We start from the raw sequence: 25,046 nt of genomic DNA on the forward strand, positions 1-25,046 counted from the left end.
ATAATATGTTAAAAAATTTAGGGAATTAATAAAATAAAACAAAAAATAAAGGAGATTATAGTTATGAAATTTTTTAATTTTTTTAAGTTCAGCACAAAGCCGACAAGGGATATTGCAATTGATTTAGGGACGGCAAATACGGTAGTGTATGTAAAAGATGAAGGAATATTAATAAACGAGCCGACTTATGTGGCAATAAACGTAAAAACAGACGAAGTGGAACATATCGGAGAAAAAGCAAAAGAAATAATGGGGAGAACTGCAAAACATACTCAAATTATAAGACCTTTAAAAAATGGAGTAATTTCCGATTATGAAGTTACGGAAAAAATGCTTGCGGAATTTTTAAAAAGAATAAGAAAAGATAAATTTCAAAGTTCAAGGGTAATAATATGTGTTCCGAGCGGAGTTACACAAGTGGAAAGAAGAGCGGTAGTGGAAGTAGTAAAAGAAGCGGGAGCAAAAGAAGTTTATCTTATTGAAGAACCTATTGCAGCGGCAATCGGTGCAGGAATAGACCTTTTCGAGCCTAAAGGACACTTGATCGTAGATATAGGTGGAGGAACTACCGAAATAGCATTTATAGTTTCGGGAGGAGCGGCTTCGTCGAGATCCGTAAAAATAGCAGGAGACCATTTGAACGAGGATATAATGGAATATGTAAAAGAAAAACATAATTTATTAATCGGAGAAAGAACTGCTGAAGAATTGAAAGTAAATACTATAAGCCTGAAAGATAAAAATACCGACTTTGAAATAAGAGGTAGAGAACTTGGAAAAGGACTTCCTAAAAGTATAAAAATTGTTGCTTCGGAAATAGACGGAGCTATTGATAAAAATATAGATTTGATTATCGATGAGATAAAACTGACAATGGAAGGAATAGAGCCTGAAATTGCTGCCGATATATTTGAAACAGGGATTTATATTTCCGGTGGAGGAGCAGGAATAAGAATCTTAAAAGAAAAAATAGAAGAAGAGCTTAAATTGCAGGTTACAGTTTGTGATGAAGCTATCCATGCCGTTGTAAGAGGAATTGCAAAAGTACTGGATGACTTTGATTCCTATAAAAATATAATTATATCTCCGACTAATGAATATTAGTAACTTGACGGATAATCCGATGAGGAAAGTTAAGTATCGGGGTTTTTAGGGAGATGTATGGATATTAATGAAAATTTGGAAGACAGAGTTGAAACTATAGTATTTCTTTCAAAAGAACAGCTGACAGTGGAAGAATTGGCAAAATTCTACGAAATAGAATTAAGTAAAATGGAAGAAATACTTTTAAATCTGAAAGAAAAAAGAAAAACAAGCGGAATAAATGTAAAAATCGAAAATGGAATGATAATGCTCGTGTCAAATCCTCTTTACGGAGAAGATGTGAAAAGATTTTTCAATCCTGAAATGAAAATAAAAAAACTGACCCGTTCAACGATGGAAACCCTTGCAATAATTGCATATAAAGGGCCTATAACAAAAACTGAAATAGAGCAGATAAGAGGGGTAAGTGTGGAAAAGACAATGGCGAATTTGCTTGAAAAGAACCTTGTCTATATTTCGGGAAAGAAAAAAACAATCGGAACACCGAATTTATATGAAGTAACCGAAGATTTTTACAGTTATTTGAGTATTAATGACAAAACGGAACTGCCGGGATTTGAGCAATATGAAAAAATAGAGTTGTTATACAAAATGAAAGAAGAAGAAAACGGTGAAATACCCGAGTCGATAATGGAAAAATTAGAAAAGAAAGCAGAAACAGAGGTAGAAGATGAGACTGAATAAATATATGGCTGATGCGGGAGTATGTTCGAGAAGAAAAGCCGACGAAATGATAAAAGAAGGCAGAGTTACCGTAAACAAAAAAGAAGCCGTTCTGGGAATGGAAATATCTTCGGGGGATATTGTAAGAGTGGACGGTGAAAAAATAAAACTGAACACGGTTTACGAATACTATATGCTGAATAAGCCTAAAAGAGTTATATGCTCCAATGAGGACAGATTCGGAAGAAGATTAGCGATAGAGTATATAAAATCTAAAAAACGTCTGTTTACATACGGAAGACTGGATTATATGACCGAAGGACTTATTATTATAAGTAATGACGGTGAAGTGTATAATCATGTGATGCATCCGAGAAAAAAACTGTATAAAAGCTATATTGCCAAACTTAGCAGAGAAGTTGAAGAAAAGGATATGGAAGCATGGAAGCACGGAGTTGTAATCGACGGTAAAAGAACTGCACCTGCAAAAGTAAAAAAAATTGATAAAAAAGAAATAAGAATAGCTATATTTGAGGGGCGAAACAGACAGATAAGAAAAATGGTGGAAATTTTAGGATATACTGTAGAGTCGCTGAAAAGAGTGAAAGTCGGAGAACTGACTTTGGGATATTTACAGCCGGGAGATTACAGAGCACTTACAGAAGAAGAAGTAAGCTATTTGAAAAGTCTGTAAAGGAGAAAAATGGAAATTGAAAAGAAAAAATTAATATTTTTAATTGATTTCGATATAACTATCAGTAAAAAAGATTCTACAGATATGCTTCTTGAAACACATAATCCCAAGTACAAAATAAAGCTGAGAGAACAATATAAAAATAAGGAAATATCTATGAGAGAATTTGTTATATTCGGTCTGGAATCTCTGAATATTACAAAAGAAGAATACATTAAAACTTTACAGGATAAAGTTGACATAGATGTGTCATTTTTAGATTTTATAAAAAGCGGAGTGGAATTCAGAATAGTCAGTGCGGGAACAAGACTGAATATACAGGGGACACTTTTGAAGTATAATGTAGTTTTGGAAAATGAAAAAATTATTTCCAATGATATAAATTTTGAAGGAAAGAAAATAACTATTACAAATCCGTTTTTGGATAAGGAAATGTATTACGGAGTAGATAAAAAAGAAGCTGTAGAAAATTTTAAGCGACAAGGATATAAAGTGATTTTTGTGGGAGATGGACCGTCGGATTACCGGGCAATAGAGACGGCCGATTTTTCATTTATCAGAAAAAATACGAGAGCGATTGATTTTTGTAAAGAAAATAATATAAAATTTAAGGAATTTGATAATTTTAATGAAATTCTTTCATATTATAACGGGAAAGAGGTAAGTAAAAATGCTGACTAAAGAAGATGTTTTGAAAATAGCGAAATTGTCAAAACTGGAATTTCAGGAAGATGAAATAGAAAAATTTCAAACTGATTTGAATAAAATACTGGAACATATGGAAATATTAAATAATGTCGATACTACAGGAGTAGAGCCTTTGTTTAATGTTCTGGATTTAAAGGACAGACTTAGAAAAGATGAAGTGCAAAGTGTAGATATTAAAAAAGAACTCTTGAAAAATGCACCGAATAAAGATGATGATTTTATAATTGTTCCTAAAATAGTAGGTGGGGGGAATACAGATAATTAATCGAATTTTATGAGAGTTACGGCTCATAATTTTTGCAACATTTATATTTTACAACGTGAAAAATGTGATAGTGAGTGTAACAAAAACAACTTATTTTGCTTTTGTAGCGAACGGGCATTTTTGAGTATGTAAAATATTAAGTTGCCATATTTTTTCGCTTCCTTTTTTATAAAAAAGGAAGATAGAAGAATAATTTTACTGGAAAGGTGAAAAAATGGAATTATATAAAAAAACGGCAAGTGAAATAGCCGAAATGATTAAAAGTAAAGAGATAACATCAGAAGAAGTAACAAAACATTTTTTGGAAAGAATAAATTTACTGGAAGATAAAATAGGAGCATTTTCAAGTGTTTTAGAGGAAAAAGCATTGGAAAGTGCCAAAATATATGATAATGACAATAACGAAGAAAAAAGAAAAAATTATGATAATACATCGTTGTTCGGAGTACCTGTAGCATTGAAAGACAATATTCTCTCAAAAGGAGATTTGACAACAGCTTCGTCCAAAATTCTTGCAAATTATGAAGGAATATACGATGCGACAGTTGTGGAAAGACTGAAAAAAGCGGGAGTTCCTATAGTGGGAAAAGCGAATATGGATGAATTTGCAATGGGTTCATCAAATGAAAATTCTGCAATAAAATCCGTATCCAATCCTTGGGATTTGGAAAGAGTGCCCGGAGGAAGCAGCGGCGGTTCGGCAGCGGCAGTGGCGGCACAGATGATTCCTATAGCCTTAGGGACTGATACGGGAGGAAGTATAAGACAGCCTGCATGCCTGACGGGAACGGTGGGAATAAAGCCTACATACGGAAGAGTGTCGAGATATGGGCTTATGGCTTTCGGATCGTCTCTTGATCAGATAGGTGCATTGGCAAAATCTACCGAAGATTTGGCAAGAATTATGAAAATAATAGCGGGATATGATGAAAAAGACCCCACAACTGCTGATGTGGAAGTGCCTGATTATTTGAAAAGCATAAATAACGATATAAAAGGATTGAGAATAGGGCTTCCGAAAGAGTATTTTGCCGAAGGACTGGACAAAAATATAAAAGAAGTAGTAAATAAAGCGGTAGAACAGTTAAAAGGGCTGGGAGCCGAAATAAAAGAAGTTTCGTTGCCTTATGTTGAATATGCAATTTCTACTTATTATATAATTTCCTCTGCTGAAGCAGCATCAAATCTTTCGAGATATGACGGTGTCAGATACGGAGTGAGAAAAAGTGATGACAGTGTAGAAGATATGTATGTAAAATCAAGAAGTGAAGGTTTCGGACCTGAAGTAAAAAGAAGAATAATGATCGGAAACTATGTGTTGAGTTCAGGATTTTACGATGCTTATTATAAGAAAGCTTCTCAAGTGAGAAGACTCATAAAAGACGACTTTGAAAGAGTGCTTACTGAAGTGGATATTATACTTACGCCTACCTCACCTACTACAGCTTTCAAAAAAGGAGAAAAAAATACAGATCCTGTGCAAATGTATCTAGCGGATATTTACACAGTTTCGATAAATATGGCAGGAGTGCCTGCAATATGTGTTCCGGCAGGATTTGTAGATGGACTTCCTGTGGGAATACAGTTAATAGGAAATTATTTTAAAGAAGATTTACTGTTTAATGCGTCACATAAATTTGAAGAAGTCAGAGGAAAGATAGAGTATCCGGAAATTTAATGAATGGTATGGATTTAAATGAAAGGAGGAGATTAAATGTATAAGTCGATTGATCTGTTTGCAATTAGTGAAAAAAATATTACTGAATACAACATTCTCCTTAAGGAGAAAAACTATGATATTGAAAAATAGAAAATATTTATTCTTATTAGTAATATTACTGTTAGTATTTGGTTGTGGGAGTAAAAAAAGCAGTGAAAAAAATTCAAAGAAGAATAATGCAGTAAAAGCTAAAAGCTATGATGAAATACCCGAGATAGATTTTTCTAATAAGGACATAGATACCGCTACACTGCAAAATATTATTATTGGAAAAATGGAAAATCCTGAATTATCAAAAAGTTATAGAAATTTAGATATTTCATACCGACTGACATTTTTTCCTGACAGTTTCCATAATGATTATGAGGGAACTTTTTTAGATAATCAAAATAATTTTATAATACCGAATGAAGAGAAAATCAATACTTTCTCAAAAGAAATAGAAGGTATCGGTTATGAAGAATTGATAGTAAAGATGAATAAAGTTAAGGAGTGGCAAAAAAAAGAAGTAAAATATAAAAATGAAGAATTAGATAAAGCTGCTGAAAAATTTTTAAGTTCTCTTGAAGAAAAAATAAGAAATATTGAAGAGATAAAGCAATATTATAAAAACGGAAAGTATAAAGAGGATAATTTTGAAAAAGGGAAAAATTTATCCGAACAATATTTATCTAATCGGAAAAAAGTAGAGGGAAGTTTTAAAAAATTCAGTAATCAAAGAAATAGAGTAAAATACATTACAATGAAAAATACCATAGGTGTTTTGAAAGATATTGAGGGAAAAGAAGTAGAGTCAGATATAATAAAATTAAAATTACTTTTTGAAATGCTTAATGAAAAACTGTTCGGAACAAAATTATATTTGGATACATCTAAACCGTTTATTATAGAAGAAAAAGATGAAGTGCAGTATGTAAATGAGCTGAAAAGTATACAGAAGACAATTAAAAATTTACTTTCTGATATGAAGAAGACTGATGTTTCAAAGTTAGAAAAAGAAAATATTAATTCTGAAAATTATAAAAAATCAGTAAAAGAAATAGAAAAAATTTCAAGGGAAACCGGAAAAATCATAGATAACATTGAAAAAAGGAAAAATGAGAATTTGAACGAGATGATTTCTGATTATTCAAAAGAAATTAACTCCGTACTAGAAAAATTAAATTCAAATTTAGCGAATTAAGGAAAGGAAACAAAAAATGAGCATGGAATATGAAACAGTCATCGGACTGGAAGTGCATTGCCAATTAAAAACAAAAACTAAAGTATGGTGTTCATGTAACGCCGATTATGATAATGAAGTACCTAATGTTTCCACATGTCCTGTATGTACGGGACAACCGGGAGCATTGCCCAAGTTAAATGAAGAAGTTTTGAATTATGCAATAAAAGCTGCGTTGGCGTTGGATTGTAAAATAAACGGAGAAAGTCAGTTTGACAGAAAAAATTATTTTTATCCGGACTCTCCGAAAGACTATCAGATAACTCAGTATTTTAAGCCTTATGCTGAAAACGGAGAACTGCATATAGTTACAAACAGCGGAAAAGAGACTAAAGTAGGGATAGAAAGAATCCAGATAGAAGAAGATACGGCAAAAAGTATACATACGACTTCTGAAAGTCTGTTAAATTTTAACAGAGCATCCATACCTTTGATTGAGATAATTTCAAAGCCTGAAATTAAGAATGCCGAAGAAGCCTATGCTTATCTGAATACATTAAAAGACAGACTGAAATATACAAAAGTAAGTGATGTAAGTATGGAATTAGGGTCGCTCAGATGTGATGCCAATGTGTCGGTAAGAAAAAAAGGCGATACTGCTTTGGGAACAAGAACCGAAACTAAAAACTTAAATTCATTTAAGGCAGTTGTGAGAGCCATAGAATATGAAACAAACAGACAGATAGAAGTTATTGAAAACGGAGGAAGAGTAGTTCAGGAAACAAGGCTTTGGGATGAAGAACAGGGAGTTACAAGACCTATGAGAAGCAAAGAAGAAGCTATGGATTACAGATATTTTCCCGAGCCTGATTTACCGAAAGTTATTATTTCCGAAGAAAGACTGGAAAATGTAAGAAAGGAAATGCCTGAATTTGCAGACGAGAAAGCGAAAAGATTTATTAATGATTATAAATTAAATGAAAAAGAAGCTGTAATTCTTGCGGGAGAGCCTGAATTAGCCGAATATTACGAAGAAGTCGTAACAAAGTCTGGAGAACCTAAACTTTCGGCAAACTGGATGCTGACTGAAATATTGAGAGTATTGAAAGAGAAAAATACAGGAATAGAGAAGTTTTCAGTTTCTGCAGAAAATATTGCAAAATTGATAACACTTATAAAAAGTAATGTTATAAGCTCGAAAATAGCTAAGGAAGTATTTGAAATGCTGTTGTTGGAAAATAAAGACCCTGAAATTATAGTAAAAGAAAAAGGGCTTGTTCAAATAACTGATAACAGTGAAATAGAAAAAATAGTCGAGCAGGTACTGGAAGAAAATAAACAGTCTGTAGAAGATTACAGAGCGGGGAAAAGCAATGCGTTGAAATATCTTGTAGGACAGGCGATGAGACTTTCCAAAGGAAAAGCCAATCCGCAAATGATAAATGAATTGATTTTAGAGAAACTGGGTTAATTTAAACAGAGAATTTCGGATACTTGGGAAATGTTAAATTATAAGAATCTGATATTTTCGGAAAATTTTAAGATTCGGTTACGGGAGTAATATAAAATGAAAGAACGGAACAGTTTTAGATTCAGATTGATGATTTTGGTATTGTTTATATCGGCAGGATTTTTGTGGGTCATTATAAATCTGTTTTATATTCAGATTGTAAAAGGCAGTGAATGGCAAAAGACAGGAGAAATGCAGTACAAAAGTGAATTTACGGTAAAATCCAAAAGAGGACGTATAATAACCAACGATGGAGAAGTTTTGGCTTATGACGGGGAAACGTATGATTTGATATTGGATCCCACATTGATAGATCCTGAAAACATAGATAAACTTATGGAACTCTTGAAAAAAAATATAATTTCTTTTGATGTAAACAAAGTTAAAAACGATATTTCGGATAAAATGAGACAGAACAAAAAGTATCTGAAACTTGATTATATTTTGGGATATAATGAAAAAAGAGCTATTTTAGATGAATTATCCAAAGACAAAAGTTTGAAGTCGGGAGTATTTTTTGAAACAAATTATATAAGACACTATATAAGAAATAAAGCTTTTCAGGAAACAATAGGTTATATGAATACTGAAAATAAGGGTGTTTACGGAATAGAAAAAACATATAATGATCAGCTTACGGGAGTTGACGGGCTTATTGAAGGATTCAGAATACCGCGTAAATTTACTACGATCACTTCGTTAAAAGATACGAAAGAAGTAGTTCTTGCTAAAAACGGAGATAACGTAATATTGACTGTAGACAGTGTTTTGCAATATGCTCTTGATGAGGAACTGAGAAAAACTTTCGAGGAGTATAGTGCAGTTTCCACAATGGGAATACTTATGGAAGTGGAAACAGGGAAAATACTCGCGATGTCTTCATATCCCAAAGCGGAAAACAATGCTGAAGTAAAAAACAGACCTATAACCGATTTGTTTGAGCCGGGATCAATATTTAAGCCGATTACCGTTTCAACGGGGTTACAGTTGGGAGTAATCAATCAAAACAGTATGATAGAATCAAGCGGACATATAAGAGTAGCCGACAGAGTTATAAAAGACCATGATTCTTCCACTACGGGAAGCCTGAATTTGGAAAATCTTATAGCAAAATCGGGAAATGTCGGAATGGTAAAAATTGCTCAAATGATGAAAACTAAAGATTTTTATTCTTACCTTGAAAAAGTGGGATTAGGGAAAAAAACAGGAATCGATACTTATTCGGAAACTACACAGAAACTGTTGCCATTGAAAGATATGACAGAGGTAAAAAAATCCAATATTGCTTTCGGGCAGGGAATAGCCATGACACAAATGCAGATAATGATGGCTCTTAATACGGTAGTAAATCACGGTAAATTAATGAAACCTTATATTGTAGATCATATAGAAGATGATGACGGAAATATAATTTCTCAAAATTCTCCTGTTGTTCTGGAAAATGTTTTCAGTGAAGAAGTTTCGAGATTGAACAGATATTATATGGAAGCCGTTGTTACGAAAGGAACAGGAAGAGGAGCACAAATAGAAGGATATAATATAGGAGGAAAAACCGGTACGGCACAAAAATCGGGAACGAGAGGATACGAAACAGGAAAATATTTCAGTTCGTTTTTTGCATTTTTTCCGGTAGAAAATCCTAAATATGCAATACTGATAACAGTAAATGAGCCTCATGGAGCTTATTACGGAGCGGCAGTTGCATTGCCTTCGGTAAAACAGGTACTTGAAAAACTGATTAAATACAAGGGGATAAATCCCCAGGGAATTATAACTGCACAAAAACAGCAGATAGCAATAAATTCTTACACGAAAAAAGATTTGAAAAAAATATCCGAGGATTTTGGAAAAAATCTGATGCCCGACCTTAAAGGGATAAGTATGAGAGAACTGTTATCTGTTTATCCTCAGAAAAAGTTTCCGAAATATAATATTGCGGGGAGTGGAAGAGTAACAGACCAGTGGCCTGCAGCAGGAGCAAAACTGGATAAAAATACGGAAATAAAAATAGTGCTTGAATAAATTTAATAAAACGGAAAACAGAGGTTATAATGTATTATTATCAAATGTATGTGGAAAATAATAAAAATATATATACATATAAATCACAGGATAAATATGAAATCGGAGAATGGTGCATTGTAAATTTTGCCAACAGAAATAAAATGGCACTCGTTTTATCTGAAATCAATGAAACAGAGCTGACAATAGATACAGCAAAAATAAAATTTATTTCGGATAAAGCTCCTGTTTTGTCAGTGCCTTCGGTGATAATGGAACTCGTGAAATGGATAAAAGACTATTATTTGAGCGATTATAACAGTGTTATAAAAGCTGCTTATCCGGGAGCATTGAAATTAAATTATTCAAAAAAAGCGGTTTATGTAAAAGATTTGGAAATAAAAGAAAAGAAAGAAAAACTTTTTGAAAAAGAAGAAAGCGGAAAGTCTGAAAGTATTGAAAAATTTAACGAATATATGAAAAAAAAGAAAGAAGTTACTTTTCAGACACTGCAGAAAAATTTTTCGGAAAAAATTATAAATAAAGCAATAAGAGAAAAAGCTGTTACAATAGAAAAAAAAATAATAACTAAGTCTAAAATAAAAGAAAATACCGAATTAAAAAGTGAAATATTAAAAGACAGTGTTGTTTTGAATGATGAACAGCAAAAAGCCGTAAACAGAATAGAAAACGGTAATAATAAATTTTATTTAATAAAAGGAGTTACCGGATCGGGTAAAACTGAAATATACGTAAATCTTATAAAAAATGCAATGAAAGAAAATTGCGGGAGTATATTTTTGGTACCTGAAATTTCATTGACTCCGCAAATGATTGAAAGACTTGAGCGACAATTTTCAGGCTCGGTAGCGGTACTTCACAGTAAACTTACCGATGTGGAAAAAAGGGCGGAATGGTCGTTTATAAGAAGAGGGGAAAAGAAAATTGTAATAGGAGCAAGGTCCGCAATATTTGCTCCGGTAGAAAATCTGAAATATATAATAATTGACGAGGAACATGAAAATACTTACAAACAGGATACAAATCCCAGATATCATGTGAAAAATGCTGCTATAAAAAGGGCATTGATAGAAGAAAATGTAAAAGTAATATTCGGATCGGCTACACCTTCTTTCGAGTCTTATTATCAGGCGAAAAAAGGAGATTTAGAACTTATCGAACTGAAAGAAAGATTTAATAATGCAAAAATTCCCGAATATAAAGTAGTGGATCTGAATGAAACTCCGAATAATTTTTCCGATGAATTGCTGAAAGAAATCTCGAATACACTTGCAAAAAAGGAACAGGTGCTGCTCGTTTTAAACAGAAAAGCATTTTCCAATCTGTTAAAGTGTAAAGAATGCGGAAATATTCCGACATGTCCTAACTGCAGTATTTCTCTAAGTTATTATAAATATGATAATAAGCTGAAATGCAGTTATTGCGGATATGAAGAAAGATTCGACAAAAAATGTAAAAGCTGCGGTAGTGACAAAATGATACAGATAGGCAGCGGAACAGAGAAAATAGAAGAAGAGCTGAAAGAAATATTTTATGACGGAAAAATAGTCAGAATAGATTCGGAAAGTGTGAAAACTAAAAAAGATTACGAAAATCTGTATAACGACTTTAAAAATCAGAAATACAATATAATGTTGGGGACACAGATTATAGCCAAAGGCTTTCACTTTCCCAATGTAACCCTTGTGGGAATAGTTAATTCGGATATAATACTGAATTTTCCCGACTTCAGAGCGGCAGAAAAAACTTTTCAGCTGCTAGTCCAGTCGGCAGGGAGGGCAGGAAGAGAGGAAAAAGAAGGACAGGTTATTATACAGACTTTCAATAAGGAAAATGAAGTTATAAAAAAAACTGTAGAAAATGATTATGAAGGCTATTTTGAAAAGGAAATGGAAATAAGAAAACTTTTCAATTATCCTCCTTACGGCAGGCTTATTATTATTGTCCTGTCGTCTGATGAAGAAAACGGACTGGAAGAAAAAGTGAAAATATTTTATAATAAGATAATGAGTTCGGTAAAAAGAAAAATACAACCTGAAAAAAACGAATTTATATCAGAGCCTTTTAAAGCACCGATATACAAAATAAATACGAGATACAGATACCAGATATTTATAAAATTCAACAGAAATAATATAACTAAAATAAAAAATATAATAAGAGCGACTTTAAACGATTATAATGAAAAAAATATGAGAATAAGCGTAGACGTGGATCCTGTGTCTATGTTGTAATAAAAGTAAAAAGGAGAAAAATTTATAATGAATATAGTTTTATATGAGCATCCTACCCTCAGAACGAAATCAACCGAAGTGGATATTGTAGATGATGAACTTAGAAAAATACTGGACGAAATGGTAGAAACTATGAGAAAAGCTAACGGAGTGGGGCTTGCTGCAAATCAGGTGGGTATACCGAAAAGATTTTTCGTTCTTGAAGTGGAAAATAAAGTAAGAAAAATAGTTAATCCCGAAATAATAGAGTCAAGTGATGAAATTATCGAATATGAAGAAGGATGTCTGAGTATACCGGGAATTTATAAAAAAGTAAACAGACCTAGTGAAATAAAAGTAAAATATCTTAATGAAAAAGGTGAAGAAGTAATTGAGGAGTTAAAAGAAATGTGGGCAAGAGCTTTTCAGCATGAACTCGATCACCTTGACGGAGTGTTATTTATAGACAGAATATCCGTTCTGAATAAAAGACTTATTTCCAAAAAACTGGAATTGATGAAAAAAGAATTTGCCAAAGGGAAAAAATACAGGGAGGAATAAATCAGTGAAAACAATATTTATGGGAACACCTGAATTTGCAATACCGAGTTTGGAAACTGTTTATAAAAATACCGATTTGAAATTGATTTTTACTAAAGAAGATAAACGTAATGCAAGGGGAAACAAAATAATATTTTCTCCGGTAAAACAGTTCGGGCTTGATAATAATATAGAAATAATACAGCCTAAAAAACTTAAAGAGGCTGAAATTACAGAAAAAATAAGAGAAATAAATCCCGATTTGATAGTAGTTGTGGCTTACGGGAAAATCATTCCGAAAGAGATAATAGATATACCGAAATACGGTATTATAAATGTACATTCTTCTCTACTGCCTAAATACAGAGGAGCATCGCCTATTCACTCTGCTATATTAAACGGCGATAAGGAAACGGGAGTAAGTATAATGTACATTGAAGAAGAACTTGATGCGGGAGATGTTATACTGAAAGAATATTGTGAAATAACTGAAGATGATACTCTGGGAACATTACATGATAAGCTGAAAGAGTTGGGAGCAACGGGGCTCGGAAAAACTTTAAAACTTATCGAAAGTGAAAATGTAAAGACTGAAAAGCAGGACGATACAAAAGCGACTTTTGTAAAGCCTATTTCCAAAGAACAGGCAAAAATTGACTGGACAGATACCAAAGAAAATGTATATAATAAAATAAGAGGATTGAATCCTTTTCCGGGTGCGTATACTTTTAATGAAAAAAACGAAAATATTAAAGTTTACAAAGGAGAAAAGACTGATAAATTGTACGATGGAGAATTTGGAGAAATTGTAGAAATAATAAATAAAAAAGGACCTGTAGTAAAAGTTCGGAATGGAGGTATAATATTAACGGAAGTGAAATTTGAAGGGAAAAAAATTCAAAAAGGAACGGATGTTATAAACGGAAGAAAATTATTACAGGGAGAAAAACTGATATAAAAAATCTTAATAATTACGGAGGAAATAAATGAAATTGAAAAAAAATGATATATCGGACAGAGTGGTCCAGAGACTCACAAATTATTTATCAATTTTAAAAGAAGTCCGAAAATATGAAGAAGGAATAAATTCCATAGAGCTTTCAAAAATTATGGATACTACATCTGCACAAGTAAGAAAAGATTTGTCAACGTTTGGAGAATTCGGAGTAAGAGGAAAAGGATATGATATTGAAAAATTAATCGAAATTATCGAAGAAATTTTAGGGATAAACAAAGTAAATGATGTTATTATAGTAGGACACGGAAAAATGGGAGAAATGATAACTTCCAACAGTAAAGTCCTCGGAAAAGGCTTTAAAATAGTAGGAGTATTTGATAAAGATAAGAAAAAAATCGGAGAGAAAATTCCCGATTTGAAAATGGAAATAAAAAATGTGGAAGAAGTAGAAGATTTTATAAAAAATTCTTCGGAAGCGGTAGAGACAGCTATATTGGCAGTTGTAAAAGATCAGGCTCAGATTGCTGCTGAAAAGCTTATAAGAAGCGGTATAAAAGCTATACTGAATATGACAACATATAAATTGGAGCTTCCTAAAAATATAGTAGTTGTAGATATTGATATTTCTGCTAAGTTGCAGGAATTGAACTTCTGGAGATTGAATATAAACGACAGGGAGGAATAATTTGATAAAAATAGACGGAAAAGATATTTCTCAAAAAATTTTGAAATATATAGAAAAAGAACATAAATTATTAAGAGATAAATACGAAAGAACTGCAGGACTTGCAGTAATTATGGCAGGAAATAACCCTGCGTCGGAAGTTTATGTGAAAAATAAAATAAAGGCATGTGAAAGTGTAAAATTTTATTCGGAAATTGTCAGACTGGATGAAAATGTTACAGAAGCAGATTTTATAAAAGAAATTGAAAGATTTAATAAAAATGATAAAATAGACGGAATATTAATACAGCTTCCGCTGCCTGAACATATAAATGAACTTAAAGTTATAAATGCCGTTTCGCCTGAAAAAGATGTAGACGGATTTCATGTTGTAAATATAGGTAAAATGATGACAGGAGACAAAAGCGGATTTTTGCCGTGTACTCCTTACGGAATAATACAGCTTTTAGAAGAATACGATATAGATCCGGCAGGAAAAGATGTAGTAATTGTCGGAAGAAGTAATATAGTAGGAAAACCACTGGCTCTTATGCTTATAGAAAAATCTGCAACTGTACAGGTGTGCAATACAAAAACTAAAAATATAAGAGAAAAACTTAAAAATGCGGATATTGTAATAGCAGCCGCGGGGGTACCGAATCTTATAAGTGCTGAAGATATAAAAGAAGGTGCTGTTGTAATAGATGTAGGAATAAACAGAGTAAACGGGAAACTGTGCGGAGATGTCAATTATGAAGAAGTATCCGAAAAAGCGGGATATATAACTCCGGTTCCGGGAGGAGTAGGTCCTATGACAATAGCAAGTTTAATAAAAAATACTTTTAAATCATACATTAATAAAGTTGAAAAATAAAAAAGTGTAATCGAAAGGAGAGATCTTGTGAAAGAAAAAATAAAATTTATAAGAGAATTGGCTCAAAGTATGAATGAAAATAAAATTGAGGAAGTTCAGTATGAAGAAAATAACTTTGAGATACAGTTAAGAAAAAAAGGAAAAGAAAAAAGAACGGTGATTTACGGGGGAGCACCTGTAAATGTACAACCTGAAGCAAGTAATCAGGTATCTTCGGAAGCCGTTATTGACAATATTTCAACAGTAGCGGAAAAAGTTGAAACAACTGAGGAAATAAGCGGAACAAAAATAGAATCACCGATGGTAGGAACTTTTTATATAGCTCCGTCACCTACATCGGCACCGTTTATTAAAGAAGGGGATAATGTAACTGAAGGTCAGACATTATGTATAGTGGAAGCTATGAAACTTATGAATGAAGTAAAATCTTCAGTTTCGGGAAAAGTAAAAAAAATAATGGCAAAAGACGGAGATGCCATAAAAAAAGGACAGGTTTTAGTTATAATAGAATAGAAAATGATTAAAAAGTCCGAATTTAAAGGAAGGTGTAATATATTTTGGAAGAACAGAGGATTTGGGTAAAAATTATTTTATTAATTATATTATTATTTTTATCCGCATTTTTCTCGGCAACTGAAGCTGCATTGATTTCTCTTAAAAGAATTCATATAGGAGATATTAAGGAGAAAAATTCAAAAGAAGAAACACTGCTCAAATTATGGCTGAAAAATCCCAATGAACTTTTAACAACGCTTTTATTGGGAAAAACGGCAGTATATGTATTGTCGGTATCTACTGCAGTAATGCTTGCTGAAAGCTATTATAACAGTTTTTTCGGTCATATGAACAGATCATTTTATATGTTTTCGGCATTTGTCATTATAGTAATTATAATGCTTATAATTACTGAAATTACACCGAGAGTATTTGCCAAAAACAGTGCTGCGAAAATTTCCAGAACATTGATAGTTCCGTTAAATACGTTAAGAATTATTTTAAGACCGGTAATTTTAATTTTTCTTGAAATATCCAAACTTATAATTAAATTATTCGGGATAAAAGTAAAAGAACAGATGTTCGAGATAACGGAAGAGGATATAAAAACTTTCGTAAAAGAAGGAACAGAAGTAGGGGTAATCGAAGAAGGCGAAGAGGAAATGATACACAGTATTTTTGAATTTTCCGATACGACAGTTAAAGAAATACTTACTCCGAGAACGACAGTTTTTGCTCTTGATATGGAAAAAACCATAGGAGAAGTTTGGGATGAAGTAGTGGAACAGGGATTTTCGAGGATTCCTGTATATAATGAAACTATAGACAAAATAGTCGGTATAGTCCATATGAAAGATATGATAAAATACAACAAAGAAGAACATTCGGATATGAAAATTAAGGAACTGATGAAAGAGCCTTATTTTGTACCGACTACGAAAACTCTGGTTGAATTACTTGAAGAATTTAAGAAAAAACAGTCTCACATGGCAATTATAATTGATGAGTACGGGGGGACTTTAGGAATAGTAACTATTGAAGATTTGCTCGAAGAAATTGTCGGAGAAATAAGGGATGAATTTGATCAGGAAGAGGAAAGTATTCAGCAGATAAAAGAAACAATATTTGATATAAGAGGAGATACGGTAATAGAAGAACTGAACGAAGAACTTGATATTAATATGCCTGTTTCCGAAGAATACGACACAGTTTCGGGTTATGTTCAGGACGAGTTGGGAAAAGTTGCCGAAGAGGGAGATCAGGTAAAAGGAGACGGATTTATCCTGAAAGTAATGGAAGTTGACAATAAAAGAATAGAGAAATTGAGAATAATAATTACTGAAAAAAATAACGAAAGGGAAGCTGACGATGGAAAAGATTAGACCTAGAGTAAGAGTCGCCGGAATTTTAATAGAAAATGAGAGGATACTTTTAATAGAGCATTCCAAAAATGATAAAAAATATTGGCTCGTACCCGGAGGTGGTGTAGATTGGGGTGAAAGTACGGCAGAATCTCTCATAAGAGAATATAAAGAAGAAACGAATCTCGATATAGAAGTCGAAAGTTTCCTGTTTCTTTCGGAAACAATAGCTCCCAATAAAGAAAAACATGTGATAAATCTGTATTTTAAAGTAAAAAGAAAAGATACTTCCAAAGAAGATTTGAAATTAGGCAACGAAGAAATGCTTACCGATTTGAAATTTTTTGAAAAAGAAAAAATAAAAAATATAAAATTGTACCCGAATATAAAAGAACAGATTATAAAATTATTGAATAAAGAAAAGATAGTCCCGTATTTAGGATTGTTATGGGATAAGTAGGAGGAAAAAATGAAAACTGAAGAAAAAAAAATAGTGGAGGGATTAATAAGAACTATTCCCGACTTTCCTGAAAAAGGAATTGTATTCAGAGATATTACTACTGCATTAAAAGACAAAAAAGGGCTTAATATTGTAATAAAAGATTTTACAGAAAGATATAAAGATAAAGGCATTGATTATGTATTGGGAGCAGATGCGAGAGGATTTATTTTCGGGGCTGCTATCGCTTATAATATAGGAGTGGGATTTGTTCCTGCGAGAAAAGTGGGGAAACTGCCTGCAGAAACTGTAAAAATCGAATATGAGTTGGAATACGGTAAAAACAGTATAGAAATCCATAAAGACTCTTTTAAAAAAGGGGATAAAGTACTTATTGTGGACGATCTTCTGGCAACGGGAGGAACTGCTGCAGCTATGGTAAAATTGGTTGAAATGCTCGGTGCAAGTATATATGAATTGGCTTTTATGATTGAATTGGAAGATTTAAAAGGCAGAGATGTTCTGAAAGGGCATGAGGTTTATTCACAGTTGCAATATTAAACTTTTACCTACTTTTTAGAAAAAAGCAGCAAAAATATTTAATTTCCTTTTTTCAAAAAAGGTAAACGAAAAAACAGATCAAAATTTTTTAACTGCTTTTTAAAAAAAGCAGCAAAAAACAATCCGACTAAAATTTTACTAACTCGAAATAACTCACTGCACTATAAAAACAACAAACTCGCTACGCTCAAACAGTTGTTTTTATAACGTTTCGTATCGTATTTCTCGAAGTAAAATTTTAATGTCGGGAAAGATAAAGGATTCTTAATATTATATAAAAATAAAATCCCGCATTTTTGTAGTCGACACAATCCTACAGAACGTGGGTATCGGGAGTATACGAGGGCAGTTAATAAATCTCAAAAACGGAGAGATATTATGGAAGAAAAAGAATTATTGGGAAAATTAATTGACAGAATAAAGAAGAATAATCTTGAAGTTGACATAAACAAAATAACGGAAGCCTTTACTTTGGCTGCAGAATCTCATGGAGGCCAAAAAAGAAGAAGCGGAGAAGACTATATACTGCATCCTGTGGAAGTTGCAGAAATACTGGTTGATATGAGAATGGATACAGATACTGTAGTTGCAGGGATTTTGCATGATGTAGTTGAAGATACATTGATAACTTTGCCTGATATAGAGTATTCTTTCGGAAAAGATGTAAGTAAATTGGTTGACGGAGTAACAAAACTGAGAAATTTACCGAAAACGGACAGTAAAAAAATAGAAAATATAAGAAAAATGGTTGTCGCAATGTCTGAGGATATAAGGGTTGTGATTATTAAACTTGCAGACAGACTGCATAATATGCGTACATTAAAATATATGTCGCCTGAAAAACAGCAGATTAAGTCTAAAGAAACTATAGAAATATACGCACCTATTGCTCACAGGATAGGGATGGCAAGGATAAAATGGGAACTGGAAGATATAAGTTTCAGATTTTTATATCCGGAAGATTATAGAGAAATCAGCGATTTAGTGAATTTTAAAAGAAAAGAAAGAGAAAATTACACCCTTGAAATTATTCGAAAAATAGAAGAAGAACTAAAAAAACATAATGTAAAGTCTGAAGTTACAGGAAGACCTAAGCATTTATACAGCATTTACAGAAAAATGTACGAAAAAGAAAAGAAATTTGCTGATTTAAATGATCTGATTGCGATAAGAATAATAGTCGACAAAGAAGAAGAATGCTATAATGTTTTGGGGATAATTCATAATCTTTTTATTCCTGTTTCGGGCAGATTTAAAGATTATATAGCCGTTCCCAAGTCAAACGGATATCAGTCGATACATACGACTGTAAAGGGACCTAATGATCAGAATGTGGAAATACAGATAAGAACTTTTGATATGCACAGAATAGCTGAGGACGGGGTTGCTGCACACTGGAAATACAAAGAAAAAAAATCCAAAGCTAAAAATGAAGAATATTATGCTGCAGTTAAAAAGATGATTGAGACAAATTCTGAAAATCCCGAAAAATTTGCACAGACAATAACGGGGAATGTATTAAATCAGACAATATTCGTTTTTACTCCTAAGGGAGATGTAATGGAACTTCCGAACGGATCTACGGCACTTGATTTTGCATTTCAGGTGCATACACAGATAGGCTACAGAACTATAGGGGCAAAAGTTAATGACAGAATAGTTCAGCTCGATCAGGTATTGGAAAATGCTGATAAAGTGGAAGTTCTGACTTCGAGAAATACAAAAGGACCGGGAAAAGACTGGATTAATATGGTTAACAATCATAGTTCCAAGGTCAAAATAAGAAAGTGGTTTAAAGATAAGGAATTTGAGGAAAAAACTAAAGAAGGAGAGCAACTTCTTGAAAAAGAGTTTGAAAAACTGGGAATAAAACTGAAAGATCTGGAAGAAGATGAAAGAGTTTTCCTTTATATGAAAAAATTCAATATAACGACTATGGATCTTCTGTTTTATAAATTTGCGATGGGTGATTTATCCCTTGACGGATTTTTGAAAAAATTTGAGGTGAAAGAAGAAAAAAATCTGAAACAGGTTCTTGAAGAAGAAACTGAAAAAGGTAACAGACGTAAAGAAAAAAGTCAGGGTGGAGTAAGAATTTCAGGAACGGAAAATACAATGTACCGTTTTGCAAAGTGTTGCAATCCGCTTCCCGGCGATGAAATAAAAGGCTATGTTACGAGAGGTAGAGGAATAGCCATACATAGAGCCGACTGTGATAATTTTCATTCGTTAATGGAACATGAGCCTGACAGAGAGATAGAAGTGTCGTGGGATGAAGAAACTGCCAATTCAAGTAATGCCAAATATCAGTTTAACTTTACCGTTAAAGTTCTCGAAAGAAACGGAGTGCTGCTTGATATTATAAGAATACTTAATGAATATAAAATGGAACTTATAAATGTTAATACAAATTATGTAAGAGAAAATATGAACAGATATGTATTACTGCATTTCGGAATTATGATAAAAAACAGAGAAGATTTTGAAAGATTGGCGAATAATCTTAAGTCTATGAAAGATGTAGTGGATATAATAAGAAAGTAATTTGAAATGTAAATAAACAGAAAGTCGGAGGAAAAAGTAAAAAATGAGTAAATTTGATAATCCTGTGAAATACAGACTTGAAACGACAGACGGGAATGCCAGAGCAGGAGTAATAGAAACTCCTCACGGGTTGATAAAAACTCCCGTTTTTATGCCTGTAGGAACTCAGGCTACAGTAAAAGCAATGACAAGAGAAGAACTTGAGGAAATAAATTCACAAATAATTTTAGGAAATACGTATCATTTGTATTTAAGACCGGGAGACGAGCTTATAAATGATTTCGGGGGACTACATAAATTTATGAACTGGGATAGACCGATATTGACTGACAGTGGCGGATTTCAAGTATTCAGTCTGGGAGATTTGAGGAAAATAAAAGAAGAAGGAGTGCATTTCAGTTCTCATATAGACGGCTCAAAGCATTTTCTTTCACCTGAAAAATCAATATCAATACAAAATAATCTCGGTAGTGATATTATGATGGTACTGGATGAATGCCCTCCGGGATTGTCTACAAGAGAATATATGATTCCTTCTGTAGAGAGAACTACAAGATGGGCAAAAAGATGTATAGAGGCTAACAGAAATAAAGATAGACAGGGACTTTTTGCCATAGTTCAGGGTGGAATTTACGAGGACTTGAGAGATAAAAGTTTAAATGAACTTACAGAAATGGACGAACACTTTGCCGGATATGCTATAGGAGGGCTTGCAGTAGGAGAGCCGAGAGAAGATATGTACAGAATATTGAAGTATATAACTCCGAAAGCCCCTGATAACAAGCCTAGATATTTAATGGGTGTGGGAGAGCCTCTTGATATGCTTGAAGCGGTAGAGCACGGAATAGATATGATGGACTGTGTTCAGCCTACGAGAATAGGACGACACGGAACAGTGTTTACAAAATACGGAAGGCTTGTAATAAAAAATGCTGCATATTCGCGAGATAACAGACCTTTAGATGAATGTGACTGTTATGTATGTAAAAACTATACAAGAGCGTATATAAGACATTTGTTTAAAGCTGATGAAATACTGGGACAAAGGCTTGCAACTTACCATAATCTTTATTTTCTTCTTAAATTAATGGAAGATGCAAGAAACGCCATTTTGGAAAAAAGATTTAAAGAATTTAAAGAAGAATTTATAAAAAATTATACTATGGGAAAAGACAGCGATTGGATAAAGCCTTTTTCCATTTAAAGGAAATTTTATTTATGGATAAATTGGATGATTTTTTGAGATATTCTACACTTTTTCTGTATTACGGAGAATTGTTTTCCCAAAGACAGAAGCAGTATCTGGAACTGTATCTTGAAGAAAACGAGTCATTGAGCGAAATTGCCGAAAAATATGAAATTACAAGACAGGCAGTTTTTGATAATATAAAAAGAGGATTTAAACAGCTTGATGAATATGAGAAAAAGCTCGGAATGTTTGAAAGAGAAAAAGAGTTGAAAAAAAAGTTGGAAAATTTGAAAAATGATTTTACAAAAGAAAATTTGGAAAAAATAATAGAAGATTTTGATTATAATGAGGTGCTTTAATGTTTAATAGCTTAGGAGACAGATTTAAAGATATATTTAAAAAAGTGAGTGGTCAGGGGAAACTTACCGAAGCCAATATAAAAGAGGCTTTAAGAGAAGTCAGATTGGCATTGCTTGAAGCTGATGTAAACTACGGAGTTGCTAAAAATTTCGTTGCAAAAATAAGAGATAAAGCTCTTGGCGAAGAAGTGATAAAAGGTGTAAATCCTACACAACAATTTATAAAAATAGTGCATGACGAATTAGTGGAAGTTTTAGGCGGAACAAACGTACTTATAGCAAAATCTCCTAAAGCACCTACAATAGTAATGCTTTCAGGATTACAGGGGGCAGGTAAAACAACTTTTGCGGGGAAACTGTCGAAACACCTTAAATCCAAAGGAGAAAGTCCTTTTCTGATTGGAGCCGATGTTTACAGACCTGCGGCAAAAAAGCAGCTGAAAGTCCTTGCGGAACAGGTGAAAGTACCGTCATTTACTATTGATGAAAGTACGGATGTAATCGAAATATGCAAAAAAGGAATAGAAGAGGCTAAAAATGTTCATGCCACTTATGTAATAATAGATACTGCAGGACGTCTTCACGTAGATGAGCAGCTTATGGAAGAGATTCAGAATATAAAAAGCACGTTCAACCCTCATGAAATACTCCTTGTAGTTGACGGAATGACAGGACAGGATGCCGTAAATGTGGCTAAGACTTTTAATGACAGACTTGATATAACAGGGGTTGTTTTAACAAAACTTGACGGAGATACTCGTGGAGGAGCGGCACTTTCCGTAAAAGAAGTCGCAGGAAAACCTATTAAATTTATAAGTGAAGGAGAGAAACTTGATGATATAGCTCCTTTTCATCCTGACAGGCTTGCTTCGAGAATACTCGGTATGGGAGATGTAGTATCTCTTGTGGAAAAAGCTCAGGAAGTTATCGATGAAAATGAAGCGAAGAAAATGGAAGAAAAATTCAGAAAAAATCAGTTTGATTTTGAGGATTTTTTGAAACAGTTCAAAATGATAAGAAAAATGGGCTCTCTTGCAGGAATTATGAAAATGATACCGGGTGTTGATACGGGTGCTATTGATATGGCTATGGCTGAAAAAGAAATGAAAAGAGTGGAAGGAATAATTTTTTCGATGACAGTTCAAGAAAGAAGAGATCCGAAAATACTGAACGGAAGCCGAAAAATCAGAATTGCCAAAGGAAGCGGAGTGGAAGTAAACGACGTAAACAGGCTTATAAAGCAGTTTGAACAAATGAAGCAAATGATGAAAATGTTTAACAGCGGTGCAATTCCAGGACTTGGAGGAATGAAACCGAAGTCTAAAAGGAAGAGATAATTTGATTCTGCTTTTTCAGGAAAAAGTATTGAAAAAATTTTACCTACTTTTTATAAAAAAGTAGCAAAAAGTAGATGACTAAAATTTTGATGTCGGAGAAAATTAAAGGTTTTTTAATAAAAAACAGAGAAGAAAATAGAAAAGAGATTAAAAAGAGGCGATAGAAGCCTCTTTTTCTTTTGAAAAAAACAGTTGACTAAATTTGAAAAATATAGTAATATAAACTATAACATTAAAATAAAATTTAACTATAGTTGATTATTAAAAATTAAAACAAAAATTTAAAATTAAAAATTTAGAAACAAAAAGAGTTCAGTAATATCATAAAAATAAAATTTAAAAGTTAATATCACTTGAAAAAGAATACTTCTAAAATAAAAAATCATAGTGAAATAATTGATTTGTTTAAATTCTTTATATATATTTAAAATTGATTAATCATAAACAAAGATTAAATAATATTGACAAATCAAAATAAGTCGGGTAAAATTGTAATGAAAAGATAAGTTTATAATAAATGAAATATTTTTAAAAAGAAAACGGGGAGTTAAATTGAGAAAAATAAAAAAAGTAAAAATATTTTTTAATTTAATAAAGTTTCTCTCTTCAAAAATATTTACTTGAATAAAAGAAAGGACAAAAATGTTTGAAAATAAATATCCTGTATTCAGGAAAGGAAATGTTGTAGACAAAGAAAGTTTGGAGTTACTGAGAGATAATCCTTCGGAAATATTGAACTTGATGTATTTTAATAAAAAAGACGGTATCATAAAAGGATTTGATTTGATAACTGATGAGGAAAATAAAGAAGTTATCGTTACAAAAGGTATTGTAAAATATCAGAACGAGATATACTGGATGTATGAAGATTATAAATTTAAAATGCCTGAAACGGAAAACAGATATGTACTTAAATTACGATTGATTTCCAATATAGAAGAAAGAAAATATTATAAAAGAAAGGGGGAATTTGTTCTTGAGACATTAGATGATTCAGGAACAGACGGAATAGAAATAACAAGATTTATTACAAGGGAGGGAGCTGAATTAAGAAATGATTATATGAATTTTCAGGATTTAAGAAGAGATTTCAATCTACTCGAAATAATAAACAGCAAATATTCATCAAATCACAAATTTGGAACTCTTCATCCGAAAATAACCAAGCTTTGGGGTTCGGAAGCTGCAAAAAAAGAAAATTTGGATATATTTGACATAAATTTTTATGTGAACTGCTTACAAGGTCCTGTAGAAAGGGAAGTGATAATTTCGTATATAAATGCTAAATTGAATCTGCATAAGTCGGATTATACAAATGAAGAATTATACATGAATTTATTGAAAATACTCGATGAATTGGGAAAGGAAAGGAAAAATGTTGAAAAAAGGAGAGTGATACCTCAAAAGATAACTATAGAATAATTGTTTGCAAGGAGAGGAACTGATATGGGAAAAATTGCGGTTGTTTTAACAGTTTGCGAAACAGGGGTCTTAGAAAAGGGAAAATAAAAGAGGGTTAAAGGTTAAAAATGAGATGAGAAACAAGGTACAGACAGAATAAAAATGACTAAAAGTTTATTATAGGGAAATAAGGAGAAGCTAATCTTTGATTTATTAAATGTTGAAAATATAATAATTGTGGAAGTTCTCATTATTTCCCTTGA

The 25,046-nt window shown here is 32.5% G+C and carries 23 protein-coding genes; all 23 read left to right on the forward strand.

The genetic code is table 11. The features are described 5' to 3' along the window. Positions 1-63 precede the first annotated feature (63 nt). A complete protein-coding gene (gene mreB, locus FVE72_RS00895; RefSeq protein WP_026736895.1) occupies positions 64-1,104 on the forward strand; it encodes a rod shape-determining protein in 1,041 nt (346 codons plus the stop codon). A gap of 57 nt (positions 1,105-1,161) precedes the next feature. After that, a complete protein-coding gene (scpB, locus tag FVE72_RS00900; protein ID WP_006807703.1) occupies positions 1,162-1,788 on the forward strand; it encodes an SMC-Scp complex subunit ScpB in 627 nt (208 codons plus the stop codon). Further along, positions 1,775-2,461 carry a pseudouridine synthase gene (locus FVE72_RS00905; RefSeq protein ID WP_026736896.1) on the forward strand — a complete coding sequence of 229 codons (687 nt, stop codon included), beginning with the start codon at positions 1,775-1,777 and terminating at the stop codon, positions 2,459-2,461. Before scpB ends, FVE72_RS00905 begins: the two co-directional genes overlap by 14 nt. Before the next feature lie 9 nt (positions 2,462-2,470). Beyond that, positions 2,471-3,142, forward strand: coding sequence for an HAD-IB family phosphatase (locus FVE72_RS00910; protein WP_006807700.1), 672 nt, complete (start codon positions 2,471-2,473; stop codon positions 3,140-3,142). Continuing rightward, positions 3,132-3,434, forward strand: coding sequence for an Asp-tRNA(Asn)/Glu-tRNA(Gln) amidotransferase subunit GatC (gene gatC, locus FVE72_RS00915; RefSeq protein ID WP_006807704.1), 303 nt, complete (start codon positions 3,132-3,134; stop codon positions 3,432-3,434). The genes FVE72_RS00910 and gatC overlap by 11 nt, the downstream gene beginning before the upstream one ends. A 214-nt stretch (positions 3,435-3,648) precedes the next feature. Further along, positions 3,649-5,112, forward strand: a complete 1,464-nt coding sequence (gene gatA / locus FVE72_RS00920) for an Asp-tRNA(Asn)/Glu-tRNA(Gln) amidotransferase subunit GatA (protein ID WP_026736897.1) — start codon at positions 3,649-3,651, stop codon at positions 5,110-5,112. 115 nt (positions 5,113-5,227) lie between these two features. Next, positions 5,228-6,337, forward strand: coding sequence for a DUF3829 domain-containing protein (locus FVE72_RS00925; protein ID WP_026736898.1), 1,110 nt, complete (start codon positions 5,228-5,230; stop codon positions 6,335-6,337). Positions 6,338-6,353: 16 nt separating this feature from the next. Further along, on the forward strand, positions 6,354-7,787 hold the full coding sequence (gene gatB / locus FVE72_RS00930; protein ID WP_026736899.1) for an Asp-tRNA(Asn)/Glu-tRNA(Gln) amidotransferase subunit GatB: 1,434 nt from the start codon (positions 6,354-6,356) through the stop codon (positions 7,785-7,787). Positions 7,788-7,883: 96 nt separating this feature from the next. Beyond that, a complete protein-coding gene (locus FVE72_RS00935; RefSeq protein WP_006807714.1) occupies positions 7,884-9,848 on the forward strand; it encodes a penicillin-binding transpeptidase domain-containing protein in 1,965 nt (654 codons plus the stop codon). Between the two features lie 44 nt (positions 9,849-9,892). Further along, complete coding sequence (gene priA, locus FVE72_RS00940) at positions 9,893-12,082, forward strand: replication restart helicase PriA (protein WP_232049492.1); 2,190 nt, start codon at positions 9,893-9,895, stop codon at positions 12,080-12,082. A 27-nt stretch (positions 12,083-12,109) separates the two neighbouring features. Then, positions 12,110-12,622 (forward strand): peptide deformylase, encoded by a 513-nt coding sequence (gene def / locus FVE72_RS00945; protein WP_026736901.1) that lies wholly within the window; start codon positions 12,110-12,112, stop codon positions 12,620-12,622. Positions 12,623-12,626: 4 nt separating this feature from the next. Further along, positions 12,627-13,559: a methionyl-tRNA formyltransferase gene (fmt, locus tag FVE72_RS00950; protein WP_026736902.1), complete on the forward strand. Its 933-nt coding sequence runs from the start codon at positions 12,627-12,629 to the stop codon at positions 13,557-13,559. A gap of 28 nt (positions 13,560-13,587) precedes the next feature. After that, entirely contained in the window at positions 13,588-14,244 is a 657-nt protein-coding gene (locus tag FVE72_RS00955) for a redox-sensing transcriptional repressor Rex (RefSeq protein WP_026736903.1), read from the forward strand. A 1-nt stretch (position 14,245) separates the two neighbouring features. Next, positions 14,246-15,097 carry a bifunctional methylenetetrahydrofolate dehydrogenase/methenyltetrahydrofolate cyclohydrolase FolD gene (gene folD / locus FVE72_RS00960; RefSeq protein ID WP_026736904.1) on the forward strand — a complete coding sequence of 284 codons (852 nt, stop codon included), beginning with the start codon at positions 14,246-14,248 and terminating at the stop codon, positions 15,095-15,097. Between the two features lie 27 nt (positions 15,098-15,124). Continuing rightward, the gene (accB, locus tag FVE72_RS00965) at positions 15,125-15,610 is read left to right on the forward strand and encodes an acetyl-CoA carboxylase biotin carboxyl carrier protein (protein ID WP_026736905.1); all 486 of its coding nucleotides are present in this window, start codon (positions 15,125-15,127) and stop codon (positions 15,608-15,610) included. Positions 15,611-15,654: 44 nt separating this feature from the next. Further along, positions 15,655-16,974 carry a hemolysin family protein gene (locus FVE72_RS00970; protein ID WP_026736906.1) on the forward strand — a complete coding sequence of 440 codons (1,320 nt, stop codon included), beginning with the start codon at positions 15,655-15,657 and terminating at the stop codon, positions 16,972-16,974. Further along, positions 16,961-17,413 carry an NUDIX domain-containing protein gene (locus FVE72_RS00975; protein ID WP_026736907.1) on the forward strand — a complete coding sequence of 151 codons (453 nt, stop codon included), beginning with the start codon at positions 16,961-16,963 and terminating at the stop codon, positions 17,411-17,413. The genes FVE72_RS00970 and FVE72_RS00975 overlap by 14 nt, the downstream gene beginning before the upstream one ends. A gap of 9 nt (positions 17,414-17,422) precedes the next feature. Then, positions 17,423-17,953 carry an adenine phosphoribosyltransferase gene (locus tag FVE72_RS00980; RefSeq protein WP_026736908.1) on the forward strand — a complete coding sequence of 177 codons (531 nt, stop codon included), beginning with the start codon at positions 17,423-17,425 and terminating at the stop codon, positions 17,951-17,953. Positions 17,954-18,331: 378 nt separating this feature from the next. After that, positions 18,332-20,497 (forward strand): RelA/SpoT family protein, encoded by a 2,166-nt coding sequence (locus tag FVE72_RS00985; protein WP_036055970.1) that lies wholly within the window; start codon positions 18,332-18,334, stop codon positions 20,495-20,497. Between the two features lie 43 nt (positions 20,498-20,540). Beyond that, positions 20,541-21,701, forward strand: coding sequence for a tRNA guanosine(34) transglycosylase Tgt (tgt, locus tag FVE72_RS00990; RefSeq protein ID WP_036055972.1), 1,161 nt, complete (start codon positions 20,541-20,543; stop codon positions 21,699-21,701). A gap of 14 nt (positions 21,702-21,715) precedes the next feature. Next, the gene (ylxM, locus tag FVE72_RS00995) at positions 21,716-22,045 is read left to right on the forward strand and encodes a YlxM family DNA-binding protein (RefSeq protein ID WP_006806354.1); all 330 of its coding nucleotides are present in this window, start codon (positions 21,716-21,718) and stop codon (positions 22,043-22,045) included. Further along, a complete protein-coding gene (gene ffh, locus FVE72_RS01000; protein ID WP_026736910.1) occupies positions 22,045-23,382 on the forward strand; it encodes a signal recognition particle protein in 1,338 nt (445 codons plus the stop codon). Before ylxM ends, ffh begins: the two co-directional genes overlap by 1 nt. A gap of 642 nt (positions 23,383-24,024) precedes the next feature. Next, on the forward strand, positions 24,025-24,804 hold the full coding sequence (locus tag FVE72_RS01005; protein ID WP_026736911.1) for a hypothetical protein: 780 nt from the start codon (positions 24,025-24,027) through the stop codon (positions 24,802-24,804). Positions 24,805-25,046: the final 242 nt, after the last annotated feature.

The organism is Pseudoleptotrichia goodfellowii (assembly GCF_007990505.1).
In the GTDB taxonomy this organism is placed as follows: Bacteria; Fusobacteriota; Fusobacteriia; order Fusobacteriales; family Leptotrichiaceae; genus Pseudoleptotrichia; species Pseudoleptotrichia goodfellowii.